At 35.6% G+C, this 17,756-nt stretch carries 12 protein-coding genes; 7 read left to right on the top strand and 5 right to left on the bottom strand.

The window, feature by feature from the left end; all coding sequences use genetic code 11:
* Position 1 precedes the first annotated feature (1 nt).
* The 5 genes from IGI80_RS02125 to IGI80_RS02105 all read right to left on the bottom strand — a co-directional run bounded on the left by IGI80_RS02125 (position 2) and on the right by IGI80_RS02105 (position 6,580).
* Positions 2-1,441 (bottom strand): helix-turn-helix domain-containing protein, encoded by a 1,440-nt coding sequence (locus IGI80_RS02125; protein ID WP_438723400.1) that lies wholly within the window; start codon positions 1,439-1,441, stop codon positions 2-4.
* Between the two features lie 100 nt (positions 1,442-1,541).
* Entirely contained in the window at positions 1,542-2,723 is a 1,182-nt protein-coding gene (locus IGI80_RS02120; protein ID WP_002359110.1) for a hypothetical protein, read from the bottom strand.
* A 42-nt stretch (positions 2,724-2,765) separates the two neighbouring features.
* Positions 2,766-4,190 (bottom strand): oxamate carbamoyltransferase subunit AllG family protein, encoded by a 1,425-nt coding sequence (locus IGI80_RS02115; RefSeq protein ID WP_438722575.1) that lies wholly within the window; start codon positions 4,188-4,190, stop codon positions 2,766-2,768.
* Positions 4,177-5,736, bottom strand: a complete 1,560-nt coding sequence (gene fdrA, locus IGI80_RS02110; protein WP_438722573.1) for an acyl-CoA synthetase FdrA — start codon at positions 5,734-5,736, stop codon at positions 4,177-4,179. The genes IGI80_RS02115 and fdrA overlap by 14 nt, the downstream gene beginning before the upstream one ends.
* Positions 5,714-6,580, bottom strand: a complete 867-nt coding sequence (locus IGI80_RS02105) for a DUF2877 domain-containing protein (RefSeq protein ID WP_002365307.1) — start codon at positions 6,578-6,580, stop codon at positions 5,714-5,716. The genes fdrA and IGI80_RS02105 overlap by 23 nt, the downstream gene beginning before the upstream one ends.
* 127 nt (positions 6,581-6,707) lie before the next feature.
* Here IGI80_RS02105 and IGI80_RS02100 point away from each other — a divergent pair, with 127 nt between their 5' ends.
* The 7 genes from IGI80_RS02100 to IGI80_RS02070 all read left to right on the top strand — a co-directional run bounded on the left by IGI80_RS02100 (position 6,708) and on the right by IGI80_RS02070 (position 17,406).
* On the top strand, positions 6,708-8,381 hold the full coding sequence (locus IGI80_RS02100; RefSeq protein WP_438722572.1) for a PucR family transcriptional regulator: 1,674 nt from the start codon (positions 6,708-6,710) through the stop codon (positions 8,379-8,381).
* Positions 8,382-8,414: 33 nt separating this feature from the next.
* Complete coding sequence (locus IGI80_RS02095; protein ID WP_002397582.1) at positions 8,415-9,320, top strand: EcsC family protein; 906 nt, start codon at positions 8,415-8,417, stop codon at positions 9,318-9,320.
* Between the two features lie 259 nt (positions 9,321-9,579).
* On the top strand, positions 9,580-10,182 hold the full coding sequence (locus IGI80_RS02090) for a DUF1819 family protein (RefSeq protein ID WP_002397583.1): 603 nt from the start codon (positions 9,580-9,582) through the stop codon (positions 10,180-10,182).
* A 3-nt stretch (positions 10,183-10,185) separates the two neighbouring features.
* Positions 10,186-10,776: a DUF1788 domain-containing protein gene (locus IGI80_RS02085; RefSeq protein ID WP_002397584.1), complete on the top strand. Its 591-nt coding sequence runs from the start codon at positions 10,186-10,188 to the stop codon at positions 10,774-10,776.
* 11 nt (positions 10,777-10,787) lie between these two features.
* A complete protein-coding gene (brxC, locus tag IGI80_RS02080) occupies positions 10,788-14,453 on the top strand; it encodes a BREX system P-loop protein BrxC (protein ID WP_116593245.1) in 3,666 nt (1,221 codons plus the stop codon).
* 18 nt (positions 14,454-14,471) lie between these two features.
* Positions 14,472-17,210, top strand: a complete 2,739-nt coding sequence (gene pglX / locus IGI80_RS02075; RefSeq protein WP_438722571.1) for a BREX-1 system adenine-specific DNA-methyltransferase PglX — start codon at positions 14,472-14,474, stop codon at positions 17,208-17,210.
* Positions 17,211-17,220: 10 nt separating this feature from the next.
* A complete protein-coding gene (locus IGI80_RS02070; RefSeq protein WP_438722570.1) occupies positions 17,221-17,406 on the top strand; it encodes a hypothetical protein in 186 nt (61 codons plus the stop codon).
* Positions 17,407-17,756: the final 350 nt, after the last annotated feature.

The raw sequence follows: 17,756 nt of genomic DNA, 5'->3' as shown, positions 1-17,756 counted from the left end.
TTTAAAAATAAGAATGAAGAGTGAGCTCTGCTAGTCGGCGGAGTTCATTTTTTGTTGGAATTAAAGAGAGATAAAAGACAGGAAGATCAAGATGATCCAAGGGGAAATTGGAAATAATTATGTCGGCTTCATTTAACGTCAACTGGCTTAGTTCCACATATTCAATAGCTTGTAATTTCACACGAGTACCTAAATAAGCAGCTAATTCTTGTTGCAAAAAAGCTTTCCAAGCAGGTTCCCCTTGAAAGAGGAAATAGGCGGTCATCGTTTGCGCCTGAATAGAATAACTGGCTTGTTTTTCTAACAAAGAAGCCAAACTAAGAAAATAAGTCGGTTCTTCAATCGTGGTGTAGCGAGATAAAATCTCCAAAAGTTCTTGGTTGCTCTTTGATAACGCAAGGTCCTCTGCGGCTTGTTCGGTCATTAATTCTTGATATTCCAATTGAAATTGCTCAGAAAGTGTTGGGGACTCGGTATATTTAATGAATAACAATAACAGATTATCCAATAAATTTGTTTGGATTAAATCAGGCCGGGCTTCTTCATTGGACAAATTAGTGACAAACTGTTGTAACGACTTTCGCAGCTGACTGTAATGAGTGTGGAGCGCAGAAGCCAACGTTTCGCCATAGACATTATCGTAATTCCAACTTTCTAAGAAACAAAAGAAGGCGAAAAAACTTTCTTCCCCTTGCAAATAGATGCCTTCAGAAGCATAAAGTTTTGCCAAGGACGGTTGATAAAGTTGAAACAAGACATCTTTTGAATCAAAAGAAAATTGACTCACTCGGCAATTGGCTTTGTTGCGAATCGTGTTAATAAAAAACCAACAAGCGCCAAAAATTTCTTCCGTTTCCACCGTAAACTCACTACTGTAAACTTGTTTCAAAAATTGGAAATAATGCTCCTCATGAATAGAATAATCGTCAAAAAAATAATTATTATGAGTAAAAGGCACCAACAAACGATGATAAAAAATCCGAATATTGCTTTCTGCCCCGATTAGCTGAATAGTCGTCGTGGTTAGTTGAATCGTTAAATGAAAATCACGTAAGGCCAGATTCATTTTTTTGATATGTCGCTTCAAAGTTTCATAAGAAACACCACTAGTGCTCAAAAAAGAAGTTGTCACTAACTCTTTCGTAAATAGTAGCTCTTTTAATAGCTGAATACTAATGGATTGAGGTAAAAATAATGACCAAAGCTCATTGGTTTGCGCATTCCCCTGATTACGTAACCGAATACCACTGCTATCGGTTTCAATGGACCAGTCGGCGGGTAATTGACTGCGAATATACTGTAAATCCGAAAAAACGGTTCGCTCTGTCGTTTGGATTTGCGTGGCTAAACGCTTGGCTGTCAGCTGGGGAACATTTAACAACTGTTCCAACAAACGAATTTGCCGAAGCAAATCTTTTTCCGTTATCACACGTTTTAACATGGAGTACATGGCAAAACCTCCTTTTGCTTAAGAATACGGATAAAAAGGGGATTGGTCAATTAAAAAAAGAAGCGAATCGTCATTCGCTTCTTTTTATTCACTATACAAAAATATCAAATGTATGCAAAACGGCTGACAATAAAATGGTTACAACAGCCATTCCTGATACAAAGCCGACAGCGCCAGGAACAAACGGAGGTAATCGTTTAGCAATATAGCTACCGACAGGGGCCGCACTAATTCCTGCTAAAACGGCGATGGTCAGGGAAAGCCAAAAGCCACCACCCATCATTAAAATCACACCAGGAACAATGCTGACCAGTGGCATAAACGTTGGATACCAACCTTCTTCAGCGAAATGTTTTCGATAAAGAAAAACACCAACAGCCGAAGCAATCATTTGTCCCATTAAAATGTCAGGAACCAAGCCAGAACCATTTGTAATATGATTAATGTTGACAAACCAATCTGTTAAAACGCCTAGAATTACCAAACCTCCAACTAACTCATTTCCATAAAACCAAGCTTCGGAGAAGTCAGCAAAAGTGCGTCGTATTGACCATTGAAAGGTTTGCGTATTTTCAATTTTAGGTTGTTTTTGCCGCTTCTGAGCGATTGGTGCAACAGAAGGAACCATCCAAGGAAGTTGATGACAGATGGCTGAAACAATCCAGCCAACAAAAGCCATTGTGGTAACGTTGGAAACTGTCCCAGGTACATTTAAAAGGGGCATCAATTGCGCATTCAGCCAATTGGCAAACGGAAAGGTGAAAAGCGCACTCAACAGAGAAATCGTTCCTAATTTTTTCCAGCCAGGACCATAAACGAGCGTTAAAGCTGGCGGCGTGCCGACCACCACAATAAACGTTGGTAACCACAACACTTCTTTTGTAAAAAAGCGTGTAAAATCAAAAACATAAATAGTTAAAAAGAGGGAAAGTAGCTGAGAAGCAAGTACCCAAGGCCAAGCACCAGAACCACCAGCAATTGCAAATCCCTGCCATTTTGAATTTTTCCGATAAAGTTGCCAAGCAATCAGACCGCCGATTAGTAAGAAAAGCGTTGTAAAAAGTCCACCGTAAAATTCCCCTTCCGTGAAGTTCATAACAAAATAGATAAATTTGTAAAATCCCTGCTGATTCACTTTGGTAACTACGTCATTGTAAGGAAAAAAGTTAGACACATGTCGAAAGCCATTCATGATCCAATACAGGAACATTCCCAAAAAAATTTTTACAACAAGAGCTAAAACGGCTTCGTAATTGATCGATTTATTTTTCATATGATCGCTCCAAAAAAATGACATTTTACTAAGTTTTTGAAATTAGTTTATTGTAGCTACTAAAGCTTTTAATGCCTCTTTAAAGACATTCGCTGGCGGATTAGTCAATCCAGCGCCAATCATACCAATCCCCGGTTCTTTATGAGCAATAGCAGTATTAATGACAGGCAGCATCCCTGTTTCTAAGACTTTTAAGACATCGATGCCTGAAGGAATCCCCATAAAATCTAAAACAGGAATCGTGACATTGGGATTTTCTTTCGTAGTAATTTCCAGCATTTCTTTTGAATAATTCAATGCTTCTGCCACTGTTCCGCCAACTAATGGGACAATTGCTGGTGCAGCTGCCATGGCAAATCCGCCAACACCATACGTTTCTGTAATAGCACTATCGCCCATATCCAAACCAGCATCTTCTTGTGTGTAACCAGCAAACATCGGACCAATCACCCGTTGGGCAGGCCCCGTAAACCAGTGATTTCCACCAATCCCACTGACACGAATTCCAAATTCGACCCCGTTTCGACACATGGTGGTGACAATTGTACTATTCTCCACATTATGCCCAGCATCTAACGCACATTTAGCGGCGCCCATCCAAGTCGGACCAGAAAAATAGTCAGAACTGCCAAGAAATTCAAATACTTCTTTTAATTGTTCACGAGAAAAATCAGTTTGAACCATGTAAGGTGTTAATGCTTGGACTAACAACGTACTTCCGGCTACATTGCGATTATGGCACTCATCGCCCATATGCAAGGCTTGCGAAAGCATTAAGCGTAAATCAATGCCTTCTGGACAAAAAGTCATGGTATCATGAAGTAATGGACCTAAAACATCGCGCATCCAAATCAGGCGATCCACGACGGATTGATCATTTGCACCAAATCGTAAAACTTTCGCCAATTGTTCACTTAAATTAGTAAAAGCTGTGTTGCCGTACGTTTCATTTTTGATAATATGAACGTACATATTCGGAGAAGTCACGCCAGCCATAGAACCAACGGCATCATGTTCATGACAAGGAGAAAACGTAATCGCGCCAGAACGAGCAACCCGATCGGCATCAGCTAGATCTTTTGCTAATCCTTCAAAAACAAGCGCTCCTTGAACGGCACCTTTCATCGGTCCGCACATATTTTCATAAGTAATGGGTGGTCCAGCATGTAAAATGGTCGTTTCAGTCATATTGGGCATGACATTAATTGCTTTATCAAATCCTACTAAAATAGGTTTTGATTGAATAATGCGGGTAACCGCTTCTTCGTTGGCTTGTTGGATTTTTTCATAAAGTGTTGGATTTTTTAATTGATCCAATAATTTCAATAGCTCTGGGTCACCATTGGCTGGCGGTGCCCAATTTACTTGATGTGAAGGAATCCCTTGTTTTTTCATATCTTCATGAATAAAGTCAATGCCTACATTGATCGTATCTAAAGGCTGTTTAAAAAGATCATTTCTGCTCATGTTCGTTCGCTCCTTTTACAAAAGTTTTGGTGGCTTCGCAAAGTTGATGACTGCTGTCGACAACGAGAACCTCTAAATCTTCTAAAATTTTCCGCTGTTCATGAATATCTTGTGGATCTTCTTCGGTCCCTAAAACATAGCTAATAATGGCTAACTCACGCCCATCTGCTTTTGCTATTGCTTTGGCTTCCTTTAACGCCTCCGCTAACACGCCAACAGGATTTTCGTGAGAACCATAACCTAATTCAAAATCTAACGCTAAAACTGCCACTTCAGGATCTTTGGCTTCTTGAAGAATGCGAGTAATCCGAGAAGTCGGATCGATCATTGGATGTGGGCGGCCTTCTGTGAAACGATCATCACCGAAATCAATCAATGTATGTGCTTGGCTGTGGTCAGGATTTGCTAATTGTCGTTCAGGAATTTTATGAATATTACTATAAACATCATCAGAGACTTCTGTTAAAGCATACAAAAGTTCATCACAAAGAGTGCCACCACAGAACAACCCACGAACAAATTTTTGAGAAGGGGCTTGTTGCTGTTGGATAGCTGTTAACGTTGCGCCTGTCGGATTTTGATAGAGGCTGGTTTCCGCTTCCTGTGTTTGACTAAATTGAATCACCTTTTGAACTGCATCCAGAGAAGAAGTAGCAAAAGTGACGTTGTCTATTTTTCGTTCCGTTTGTTCACTGCCGATAAAATAAATAACAACTGGTTTAGTTGAAACAGCTAATTTTTTTAAAATTTTCTCTGTTACTTCTGGAGCAGGCGGTTTAGAAATAAGCAAAATTGCCTTAGTTTGTTCGTCAACCATTAAAGCATCCAGCCCGTCAAGCATCATCAGCCCACCAATTTCAGCAGACAAATCACGGCCACCAGTACCAATTAATTGTGAAATCCCATAACCATATTTATGGATTTGGACACTAACTTCTTGGCTGCCTGTACCAGAAGCGCCGACAATTCCAATATCTCCTGAACGTACCTCGTTAGCAAAACATAACCCGACGCCATTAATAATCGCTGTTCCACAATCAGGGCCCATCACAAACAGTTCTTTTTCGTGTGCTTTTTGTTTTAACGCTAATTCCTCGTCAACCGTCACATTATCACTAAAGAGCATGACGTGTTTTTGCTGATCTAAAGCTTTATGCGCTTCTCGTGCAGCAAATTTTCCATTGACAGAAATTACAACTAAGTTGGCATCAGGCTCTTCATGAAGGGCTGAATCTAACGTCTTATAGGTTACTTCAGAAGAAGCGGTTTTCTTTTTCTTCGTAAATAACTCGTCGACTTGCTGTAAAATTTCTTCTGAGTCCGCTTGGTCATCAAGATCTAAAACAATTAATAAATCGCCCGTTGTAACATGATCCAAGGCGGGTGTATATAAACCAACATTCCGAATCACTTCAAGATTCATGTCGGTTCCCATCCCAATCATTGCAGTTTTAACTCCAGCCAGTTCATTGGCTCGTGTTGAAATGGTCATTAAAGTAACTGAATCAAAATAGGCGTTCTCTTTAATTACTGTTTGAATTGTCATGATTATTCTCCTCACAAAATAGTTTTAAACCAAAAATAATGCCGCAAAGTATGTCGCTTCCTGAAGTTGAGCCCACCTCCTCTAAAGCTGAAACCGCTTGAGCCATTTCGTTTGTATTTCCACTTTCAATTGATAAAAAAACACGCTGAACTAGTTGAGAAAACCGCTCGTTCACTGCTTCATGGATTTCCGCATAACTGACCGCATTCGTTCGTTCCTTGGCTAGCACAGCCAGCTGTTGGAAATTCGAGGGAAGTTGCTGTAATGCAGAAAAACTAGCAAGTAATCCTGTGATAAAATCATCGCCAGTGGGGGTTAAACCAATCCCCAATCCCAAAATCTTCGTTAAACAATCAAGAGCTATTTTAAAAGATTTTTGCTCCCAAGCCTGTTGAAAATGAATCATTTCTTTTTGAATCTGGGTCCGACTATAAGAATCAAAAAGAAAGGTTGACGACGAAGCAGGAAAAAGCGCTTGCCAAGGATTGAAACGAGTTTGCTGAATATACGTTAAAAAAATAGCTATTTTTGTTTTACTGGGTGTTAAATAAAGTGGCGTTGGTTGCCAAATTTGGGCATCGGCTAGTGTTAATTGTCGTCGGCCTAACCGGATAAACAGGGGCTCAATTTGGACAGGTAAATCAGCGAAATGGCTAAGTTTTTTTTCATCGAGTATAATCGTGTTAGGTGCTATATGTTCGGGATGCGTTGAAATGGTCAAGAGAATTTCTTGGGTGTCTACATGACCATAATTAATAGCGTGCGTAAAACATTGCAAACTAGTCAATGTTTGATGAGGGAGTTTCGATAAAATCGTTTGGTCATAAGCTAAAATTTTTGTCATTCCAACGACCTCCTTTTTAATAGCGCTTTCACGACTTCATAATAAAAGAATCCAGCACGCTAAACAATTGCTAAAAATGACATTGATTTACAAGTTTGAATGGACAATTTGTACATTGGGAGGATAAATGATGTTAAAAGTGAGTGATTTATTAACGTTAGAAGAATTGCCTGGCATTACCTTAGTGGCAGGACATAAAAATCAGGACCAACCGATTTTAAAAGTCAATATTTTAGAAAATCCTGATATTTTAGATTGGCTAACAGCAGGTGAGCTGCTGTTAACGACAGGGTACATATTTAAAGATGATCGGAAATTACAGAAAAATTTTTTGAAAGAACTAGCCAAACACCATTGTGCTGCCTTGGGATTTAAAACCCAACGTTATTTTGAAGAAGTTCCACCAGGCCTAATCAAATTAGCAGATGAAATGAACGTTCCTATTTTAGCAATTCCTTACAATTACACCTTTTCGCAAATTGCTGACGTGTTGAAAAGTCGTGTCACGTTAGAACAATTTGACATGAATGCGCAAGAAACCGCATTGCATAATAAAATTTATCAAATCTTAGAAACGGGAAGTAGCAGTTTTCATTTGCTGCAGGATCTAGCAGAAACCATTCAAAATCCTGTCTTGTTATTGAATGACCACTTTGAAGGAGTTAATTTTTTTGACTTGCCTAAAAATCCAATTCGTATTTCTAGCATTTTAGAAGATAGACAAGAAACCTCAGAGTTCCAAAAACAATTGCTGGAACAAAGTCATCCATTATTACGCTTTTATCAAGAACCGATTCATTTACAGTTGAAACTCCAGAACCAAGTGGTGCCAATTGAAATTTATCCAATTAAAAAGAAAAATGTTATTTTATATTATTTACTCGTCTGGAACACCTTGGCCCCATTACGACCAGTCGACGTGGCTCATTTTAAAATCACAGCTCATTACTTACTTTTACAATTGCAATTGGAATACTCACGGAAATTTGAAGAATACCAACAACGAAACGAATTATTTTTTAAGCTGATTGCGCATGAAAAAAGGGACCAAGCTGTTTTCCAACAATTTCAACAATATTATCGCTTGGCAATAGATAAGCCCTATGCGATTTTGCTAATTTCATTAACCTTAAATGAACGCCAAAGGCAAGAAAGAATGTCTATTTTAGGTAACCAGTTAAACCAAGTTATCTTAGGGGACAAACAAAAAATTGTTTGTATTGAAATTGACAGTTCCTTTATTTTATTAGTTGAAGATCCACCTGAAAAAGAAGGCGATTATCTGAAAATGATGCAACGCCTAGCAAAAAGTAGCATAAATCAGTTAATGAAAGTACAAGAAGATGTGGAACTTTTCCTAACAATAGGACCTAAGATTCAAGGTCTGACCCAGATTCATGAATCTTATCAACAAGCGATTGACGTTTTAGCCTTTCAACGCCAATTCGTTGCAGAAAAACCTGAAATGAGGATTGCTTCCTACGCGAATTTTCATCTTAGACAGACATTGCAACGTTATTTTTTAGCAGAAGGACAAGCAACCCTCAGAAAAAAATATCTTCAACCATTGCAGAAAAGTGATCAACAGCAACATACCGACTTTGTCCATACACTGAATGTCTATTTTCAATCAAAACGAAACTTGTCTCAAACAGCCAAAAAACTCTTTATTCATCGTAATACTTTATTACAGCGATTGGAGAAAATTGAACAGCTAGTGCTGTTGGATTTTGATAAGGAAGTGGACTTGTTGGCGCTGGAAGTGGCGTTGTTTTTGAAAGATAAAAGGAGTACACTGTAAGAGAATTTATGCGTAAAAATAGGAGGCCTACAGTTGGAAGAAGAAGTATTAGCGTTGAAAGTAGTGAATGAGTCGTTAAAATTACCTGGTGTCAAAGTGAATCGAAATGCTTTTTTGACAAAAATGTTTCAAGATAAAGTGGACAATGTACAAGAATTATTTGATGACGGACCAGAAAAAGTCTTATCAAAAAAAGAACTAGACCGAGCTGCCCAAAAATGTATTAACCAAGCAGTTATGCAGTCGAGCGCAATTTCATTTGCGACAGGAATTCCAGGTGGTCTGGCTATGGCAGCTACCATTCCCGCAGATATTGCGCAATTCTATGGCTATTCTTTGAAATTAGCGCAAGAAATTTCTTATATTTATGGCTACCATGATTTATGGAACAATCAAGATGAATTGACAGAAGAAGCCAAAAATACACTGATTTTATACTTAGGAATCATGTTAGGGGTAACGTCAGCTGGTTCGGTCGTTCGGATTTTGTCTAAACGTTTATCTATCCAAGCTGTAAAGAAAATCCCACAGAAGGCGCTAATGAAAACTTTCTATTATCCAATATTGAAAAAAATATTAGCTATTTTTGGGGCAAAATTAACAAAATCAACTTTTGCGAAAGGTGTTTCTAAAGCAATTCCCGTTTTAGGCGGCGTTGTTTCTGGTGGCATTAATTATGCCTCTATGAAACCAATGGCTATGAGGTTAAAAGATGAATTAAGTAAAAACATAGGCTATACTCAAGAAGATGCAGAAAAAGATCTAGAAATTTTAGAAGCCGATTTTGAAGTTATTTCAGAACAACCTGAAACAGAAACAGCCAAACATGCGGACGATATTTTTAGTAAACTAGAGCGAGCACATGCCTTATTTGAGAAAAAGATTTTGACAGAAGCCGAATATATAAAGCTAAAAGAAACGATTATACAAGAAGGATAATTTAATCAATAAAAAATGGAATCTTTTCAATAAAGATTCCATTTTTTATTGAAAAAGTTGGGGTAATTCATTACACTTACACTGAGGTACTGTGTAAGTTCAAAATTTCTATCTTTGGGAGTTAGACTCCATAAAAGTAATAGTTAGTTTTGAAAGAGGACAACATCTTGAAATCAGAAGTGAAGTAAAGATATTTAGCTCTACAGATAATCTCAGACAATAGAGATATCTGTAAACGTTACTAAAGGAGTAGAACAAGATGTCGAAAAAAATATATAGTGCAGGATTAGTCTCACAGCGATTCTGGTTTTATGAGACTAAAGAATATATAGAAATGCTCAATGAAGGTAAAACACATCAAGAAATAAAAAAATTAAGTGAAGAAATCAATATTTTTGGCGCTGCTAGTAGCAGTCGATCAAACGAAACATACAATGCTGCTAAGCGACGTATAAATGTATTAGGAAAAGAAATGCAAGAATTATTTCCTAATTTAAATATAGATAACCAAAAGATTGTTGTACTAATTTCAGTTTTATTATTGAATGATTTGATTCTGGAATTTATGTTAGAAGTTTATCAAGCTCAAATACAAAAAGGCATCTTAAAATTAACAACAACGGATTATAAACAGTTTTTCTCGGAGAAGCAAAGAACGAATGAAATAGTTGCTAGTTGGCAACCTTATACGTATAGTCGTTTAGGTAGTGCTTATAGGAACTATCTTCTTGAATCAGGATTAATTCGTGAAGATAAAGGGATAGAAATTATTACGCCAAAAATGGTGGATTCAAGAGTGTTATCGTGGTTAAAAGCTATCAATCGATTAGATATTGCTAAAGCGATAACGGGAGGAATTTGACAAATGAAAAAGAAAACAATAGAAGAGCGCTTTGATGTCCTGGAGCGGTTGCTAAAGTCGGATGATTTCCTAGCTAACAGAGGCCTAGGTAACGAGATTGGCTACTACATTTTCGATTATAGCCCCAAAAATGAGTTACTAGTTCGAGAATATATTAATCATTTAGAAGCAAAAAATTATCCAGCGAATGATGGCTACACACTTCAAGTATTCAATCTCTATGAAATTATGATGGAATTACTGGAATCGAAAAGATATATCGATATTATCGCTCAATGGGAGAAAAAACATGGAATTATGTTTGTAGCAACACGTATTAACCGTCTATTGAAAATGGAAGAATTTGATGATGCTGAAATGTATTTTACTGATTATATTAGACAACGAGTGAAAGATAATTCAGTAGTTATTTTAACTGGAATTGGTGAAATTTATCCACTAGTAAGGGCCCATTCTGTTTTAAACAAAATGCACCTTGTTTATACAAAACGTCCAGTTATCATGATGTACCCTGGCGAGTATGATCGATTACGCTTAACAATACTAGATACAAATCGTGATGCTAATTATTATAGAGCTTTCAGAATTGATTAGGAGAGTTGAAGATGAAAATTAATGATATGTTCCAAAAAGATATCCATCGAAATATTGAAGGAGTTATCACAGCTTCACAAGCTAGTGAAGAGCAAGTTTATCAAGAGTTGGATGAGTATGTAGTTACTAAAGAGTTACAAGGTCAGTTTAGAACGTTTTTTGATGCCTATAAACAAGGCATTAATGGTCATACTAGTAAAATGGGTGTTTGGATACAAGGTTTTTTTGGTTCAGGTAAATCACACTTCTTAAAAATTCTTTCTTATATTCTTGAAAATAAAGAAATAAATGGGAAAACAGCATTTGATTTTTTTACAGAGGGGGACGAATTAACTCGCAAGATTAAAGATCCAATGACAATTGCCGATATGGAACTAGCGGTTAAAACGCCAACAAACGTTATACTTTTCAACGTTGAATCTAAGCATCAAACAGGGATAGAGGGAAAAAATAGTCTAGTAAATGTATTCTTGAAAGTTTTTAATAATAGTCTAGGTTATTCCACTAATCCAAAAGTTGCTGATTTGGAACGTCGTTTAGATAAAGATGGAAAATATAATGAATTTAAAGAAGCTTTTAAAGCTGAACATGGACTTGATTGGATTAATGAACGTCATGAAGTGGACTTCATCCAAGATTCTATGGTGAATGCTCTGTCAAGTATCGGTTATATGACTGAAGATGCAGCAAAAACATGGTTTAATAAGCTAGAATCTGAATATATTATTAGTATCGAAGAATTTGCAGTGATGATTGAGGAGTACTTACAATCAAAAGGGAACAATGAGCATATTGTTTTTTTAGTTGATGAAATTGGGCAGTATATAGGTGGAAACAGTGATTTAACATTGCAATTGCAAACAATAGTTGAAGAGCTGGGCAATAAATCACGTGGTAAGGCATGGGTGATTGTAACAAGTCAACAAGCTATTGATGCAATTACAGATATTGCTGGCTCAGCAGCTTTAGATTTTTCAAAAATTAAAGGTCGTTTCGAAACAACCTTATCATTATCTTCTGCTAATGCCGATGAAGTGATCCAAAAACGTATTCTCGCAAAAAACATTTCAGGACAACAATACTTAGAAGCGGATTATCCTAATCACGAAAGTAACATCAAATCGATGCTGATATTTGAAGATAGTCCTGAACTAAAATTATACAACTCTGCTAAAAATTATGCAGATGTTTATCCATTTGTTCCATATCAATTCAATTTGTTAGCGAATATCCTGACACAGGTTTCAAAACATTCAATCCAAGGAGCTAATCTATCTCGTGGGGAAAGATCATTACTTGCGTTCTTTAAAGAAACAGCGGAGCGAAATGCGGATAATGACAGCGGTGTGTTAGTATCTTTAGATCAATTTTATCCTTCTTTAGAAAAATGGCTAAATGAAACAGAAAATGCTAAAGTTATTAAACAAGCAGAAGAAAATACAAACATTGTCTCAGACGGAAAAGACTTATTTAATGTAGAAGTACTAAAAGTGTTATTTATGATTAAATACGTAGATCAAAATATTAAACCAACATTGAATAACATTACAAACTTAATGGTTCGACATGTAAACGAAGATAAATTAGCTCTTCGCAAGAGAGTAGAATTAGCCTTGAAAATATTGATAAAAGAAAATTTAATTCGTCAAAATTTACAAAATTATGTATTTCAAACAGATGAAGAGCAAGAGGTAACCCGTTTAATCAATCATATTGATTTAAGTGCTACAGACGTTGAGGATAGGTTAGCTCGAGATATTTTAGATGATAAAGTTGGTCGTAATTCATTTTCTTATAAAAATGCAAATGCTTCAGGACGTGCATTTGAAAATCGCTATAATTTTATGTATAACTTTTACGTTGATGATTATGCTTATCGCAAAAATAATAATCCGAATTTAGAAGTAAAAATTATCACACCATATTATAATGAATTGTGGAATAATGAGCCACAATTAATTTTAACAAGTACGAAGAATCAAATGCTGATAAATCTTCCAGTAGATACAGAATTTATGAATCATGTTCAAACTTATCTTAAGGTAGAAAAATATATTACAACGGCGAATGTTTCAAGTGCAATTAAGAATTTCGCGGCGGTAAAAGCCGAAAAAACAGCTGAAAATCAAGAACTAGTGGAATCAATTAATTCTCAATTAAACGATTTTTTGAAACAAGCGACCTTCTATTTTAATAACAGTAAGTTAGAGGTTTCTGGATCCGATTTCAAAGTGAGACTGAATGATGCGTTGCAGCAAATGGCAAAGCTAGTCTATCATAAAAATGATTTGGTGGATGCTGCTGTTTCCGAATCAGACATTAATAGTTTGTTGAAAGATAATGGTACGACTCTTGTAGCATATACAGAAAATCAAAATGTTGTCGATGATGTAAAACGATTCATTCAATTACAACACAACCAAAATCTCACAGTTACAATGAAAACGTTGCGAGATAATTATGTTAATCGTGAACCATATGGTTTCATAAATGAAGATTTAGAATGGGCTATTGCCAGATTGTTTAAAGAAGGAAGTATTAGTTTATTTAAAAATGGCATTCCATTAGATACTAACTCTGATATAAATGAGATTTCAAAAGCAATATTTGATCGTAAATCTCCAGAAAAAATTCGTGTTGAACTACGTCAAAAATCAAATGATCTCCAGAAAAAAATGGTGCGCAATTTGGGAGAAGAACTGTTTAATAGTCGGAATATTGTTGATGAAACAAATGATGATACAACACGTATACGCTTTAATGAAAAAGCACAACACATGGTTCGTGAGTTACAACGTTTTAAAGATACTTCAGGGCATCATTATCCTCAATCTGATGAAATTGTGGAAGCCATTAAAGTATTGGATCAGGTAATAAATGCAAGAGATACAAAATCATTTTTTGAAGTATTACAAAATAGAGAAGAGGAGTTATTGGACTGGGCTGAGGATTACGAAGACATCCATAGTTTTCATACAAGTTCTCAGAAAAGCATCTGGGATAAAACGAGAGATTACATCGGTCGCATAGAAGATAGTAAAATCAAAGAATCTACAGAAGAAATGAATACAATTATTTCTGAGATGAAATCTATTAGAAAACAGTCGGTACCCTATAAAGATATTCCAAGATTAAGTGAACTGAATGGTAAATTTGAAATAGAGTACATGAAATTTATGGAAGCTAAGTCAGATAAGGCAACTAGCCAGATAAATGTCATTAAAGAATCAGTATTAGAAGATTTGCTCCGTCGTAATTTTGGAGATGACTTTAGAAATGACGTAAACAAAGAATTTGATAAATTAAATGATGAATTGTCAACTGCAAAAACGTTTGATGAGATCATATTAATTCAAGCGCAAGCTGAACCTTTACAGCGAAAATTCACAGCTAAATTTACAACTGAGGAAAATTATCGTCGTGAAGAAGAGGCCAAAAAAATCAGTATAGCCATCAGCAATAACTGTGATGAGGATACCAACTCTATGGCAGATAAAATACCTGACGTAATAGCTGTAACACCGGTTAAGAAAGTTGAAAATGTTTATGTAAAAGAATTAATCAGTTCTCGTCAACGGATTAAATCGGAAGAAGACATTGATCTCTTCGTGAATAAACTAAAACAAGAATTATTAGCAAAATTAAATGATGATAATGAACTAGACATTTTATTGTAAGCGATAGGAGCCTTATAAATGGACAAAAAAGCAATTAAAAAATTCGCCATGGAATCTCGTGTAAAACTTCGTGAGGGAGTTATCAATAAGCTGGCTAAGCTAGGCATAACTGAAAGTAATATCGAACCTGTTACAGAATTAGGGAATGACACAATTACAATCTCTTCAAGTAAACAACGTTACACAGGAAAAGATGTACTAAATCGTACAAAGTTAGTAGAAGCGTTAAAGGCAAGAGAGAAACAACTTGATTTAGGCGAAAAGAAAAGTAAAGAGATTGCGTTTGATAATTTGGTTGAAGAGGTAGCGTATACATGGTTTAACCGTTTAATTGCGATTCGTTTCATGGAAGTAAACAATTATTTGCCAGAACGACAACGTATCTTATCAAGCGAATCTGGTATTCGTGAACCAGATATCATTACGAATCTTTTAAGTTCAAACTTATATGCAGAAATGGATCCTGCTACAAAAAGTCGAGTAGTGGGTTTAATGTCAGATAACTCAGCAGCTGCTGTAGACGAACTTTATCAATTAGTATTTATTAAACAATGCAATAGTTTGAATCAGTTACTGCCAGACCTTTTTGAAAAAATTGACGACTATACTGAGCTTTTGTTTACGATTTCTTATATTGATGAAAATGGTGTTATTGCAAGCTTACTATCAATCCCAGAAGAAGACTTTGACGTCAGTAAAGAAGGACAAGTCGAAATTATTGGTTGGATGTATCAATACTACAATACTGAGCCGAAAGCTGAGGCAATGAAAGCGCAGAAGAAACGGAAAAGCCGTGCAGATGAAATTCCTGCGCTAACTCAATTGTTTACGCCCGATTGGATTGTGAGGTATATGGTTGAAAATTCACTTGGACGTTATTATATTAATCAAAAACTAGCAATGCCTACTGAAACACGTACAGAAAAAGAAATTGCAGACGAATTTGGTTGGAAATACTATTTACCGACAGCAGAACAACCCGAGAATGTACAATTACAAATTCAAGATGAACGTAAAGATAAAAATGTTATCGCTCTACAAGAGATAAAACTTTTAGACAACGCTATGGGTTCGGGCCACGTATTAGTTTATGCTTTTGATGTGTTTATGCAGTTATATGTTGCAGAAGGATTCCGTGAACGTGATGCAGCAGAGAGTATTTTAATTAATAACTTATTCGGACTTGAAATTGATAAGCGTTCATATCAGTTAGCTTACTTTGCCATTATGATGAAAGGGCGCGAATATAGCCGTCGTATTTTAACTAAGAATGTAAAATTACATTTACATCAATTTATTGATTCAGATGACATTCCTAACGAATACTTTGAGCGATTAGAAGAAATTTCAAGCCTTCCTAGTGATGAGTTTATTGAAAAAAGTAATCTCTTAAAATTAATTTTAGATATGTTTTTACATGCAACTGAAATAGGTTCTGTCTTAAACATTCAGAATATAAGCCAATCTGAAATCAATGAACTTAGACAACTTACTGGTGCATTTGAAGACTTTTCAAATATGGATATTCTTTATCAGCTTCCAGAAGCACACGAAAAAGTAAATCATATTTTAAATATTTTAGAAGTTCTTTCTTTTAGATATACAGCGGTTGTAACTAACCCACCCTATTTGAATAAAATGAGTGCTATTCTTAGTAAATATGTTAAAGATAATTATCCTGAAGTAAAAACAGACTTGTTCTCAGTCTTCATAAAGATGAATAGTCAAATGCTTACGGATGGTGGCTATGCTGGATTTATGACCCCATTTGTCTGGATGTTTATAAAGTCTTATGAAGAACTGCGTAATTTCTTAATTGCTAATAAAAATATTTCTAGTTTAGTGCAAATGGAATACTCCGCATTCGAAGAGGCAACCGTTCCAGTTTGTTGTTTTACTATCAAAAATGCAAAATCAGAACCTATAGGAAACTACTTCAAGCTATCTGATTTTCGAGGTGGTATGAATGTACAAAAAGAAAAAGTTCTTGAAGGTATCAGAAATCCAAATGTAAATTATTTATTTCAAACAAACCAAAATAATTTCACCAAAATCCCTGGTAGTCCTATATCGTTTTGGGTAAGCGAAAATCTTATTCATGATTTTGTTGTAGGGAAACGAATGGATGAAATTGTTGAACCTAAAGTTGGTTTGCAAACTGGAGACAATAATCAATTTCTCAGGGAATGGTGGGAAGTTGATATTAATCGCATAAAATTTGATGCAACTTCCGTCAGTGATTCTGTAAATTCTGGTAAAAAATGGTTTCCTTACAATAAAGGTGGCGCATTCCGTCGATGGTATGGCAATTACGATTACGTAGTAAATTGGGAAAATGACGGGCAAGAAATTAGAAATTTCGTGGATGATAAGGGGAAACAGAGAAGCGTTGTGCGAAATCCTAATTATTACTTCAAAGAAGCGATAACATGGTCTGATATCACGAGCTCAAAGTTTTCTCTTCGGTATAGAGAGCATGGTAGTATTCACGATGTCAAAGGAATGGAGGCATTCGAAAATGTTAATGAACATTTATTTTATGTTTTAGGTGTCTTAAATACCCCTGTTGGAAATCATATATTTAAAGTATTGAATCCAACTATAAGCTTACAGATTGGAAACTTTCAATCTTTTCCAGTTCTAATTGATCACAAAGAGTTAACAGAGGATATTGCTCTTAAAAATATCGCTTTTTCGAAAAAAGATTGGGATTCTTTTGAAACTTCGTGGAATTTTAAATATAGCCCTTTGATATAAGTACAAGCCATTGAAATATACCTTACGCCAAAAACACGAACAGGTGACGAATGAGATGGGTTTTGCCTTACCAGCAGTAAATTTAAGAAAATATCAGTTGAATAGGCTAAGAAAACAGACAGATCTGGCTAGAAATAATAAAAAACAGAAACCAAAATTCATTTTTCTTGAATTTTGGTTTCTGTTTTTGGTTTAGGGTTATGTCCCAAATTCTTTTTCATAATCATGATTCTGTCAAACATTTATGCATCTTCTATCTATACGTGGTTTTCTAGGTTTTGTAATTAAAAAACTATTCATATTTTTAATAATTCATTAAAGTCTTATTTATCTATAGTATGAATATATATTTTTGAAAATGATGTATGATTCACGGAATACTGTATCTTTTAATTATTAATATGCCTATTTTGAAAGTTAAATTCGATTACGACTTTATTAAATAAAAATTTCTATCTAGTGTTAAGAATTAAATATTTCATAAATTAAACTAGAGAAGGATGAATTATTTTCTTTTATCTTGAGTTTTACGAAGAGTTCTTTTCT

Origin of the sequence: Enterococcus sp. DIV1420a (assembly GCF_051712165.1) — a bacterium.
Taxonomy (GTDB): domain Bacteria; phylum Bacillota; class Bacilli; order Lactobacillales; family Enterococcaceae; genus Enterococcus; species Enterococcus faecalis.
Note: the sequence above shows the minus strand (reverse complement) of the source record. Positions and strands in the feature narration are given on the sequence as shown.

What these genes read in the sequence shown, in the direction of transcription:
- IGI80_RS02100 (WP_438722572.1), top strand. Translation starts at nt 6,708, where the DNA reads ATGATGTTAAAAGTGAGTGATTTATTAACGTTAGAAGAATTGCCTGGC.
- brxC (WP_116593245.1), top strand. Translation starts at nt 10,788, where the DNA reads ATGAAAATTAATGATATGTTCCAAAAAGATATCCATCGAAATATTGAA.
- IGI80_RS02115 (WP_438722575.1), bottom strand. Translation starts at nt 4,190, where the DNA reads ATGAGCAGAAATGATCTTTTTAAACAGCCTTTAGATACGATCAATGTA.
- fdrA (WP_438722573.1), bottom strand. Translation starts at nt 5,736, where the DNA reads ATGACAATTCAAACAGTAATTAAAGAGAACGCCTATTTTGATTCAGTT.
- pglX (WP_438722571.1), top strand. Translation starts at nt 14,472, where the DNA reads ATGGACAAAAAAGCAATTAAAAAATTCGCCATGGAATCTCGTGTAAAA.
- IGI80_RS02085 (WP_002397584.1), top strand. Translation starts at nt 10,186, where the DNA reads ATGAAAAAGAAAACAATAGAAGAGCGCTTTGATGTCCTGGAGCGGTTG.
- IGI80_RS02105 (WP_002365307.1), bottom strand. Translation starts at nt 6,580, where the DNA reads ATGACAAAAATTTTAGCTTATGACCAAACGATTTTATCGAAACTCCCT.
- IGI80_RS02090 (WP_002397583.1), top strand. Translation starts at nt 9,580, where the DNA reads ATGTCGAAAAAAATATATAGTGCAGGATTAGTCTCACAGCGATTCTGG.
- IGI80_RS02120 (WP_002359110.1), bottom strand. Translation starts at nt 2,723, where the DNA reads ATGAAAAATAAATCGATCAATTACGAAGCCGTTTTAGCTCTTGTTGTA.
- IGI80_RS02125 (WP_438723400.1), bottom strand. Translation starts at nt 1,441, where the DNA reads ATGTTAAAACGTGTGATAACGGAAAAAGATTTGCTTCGGCAAATTCGT.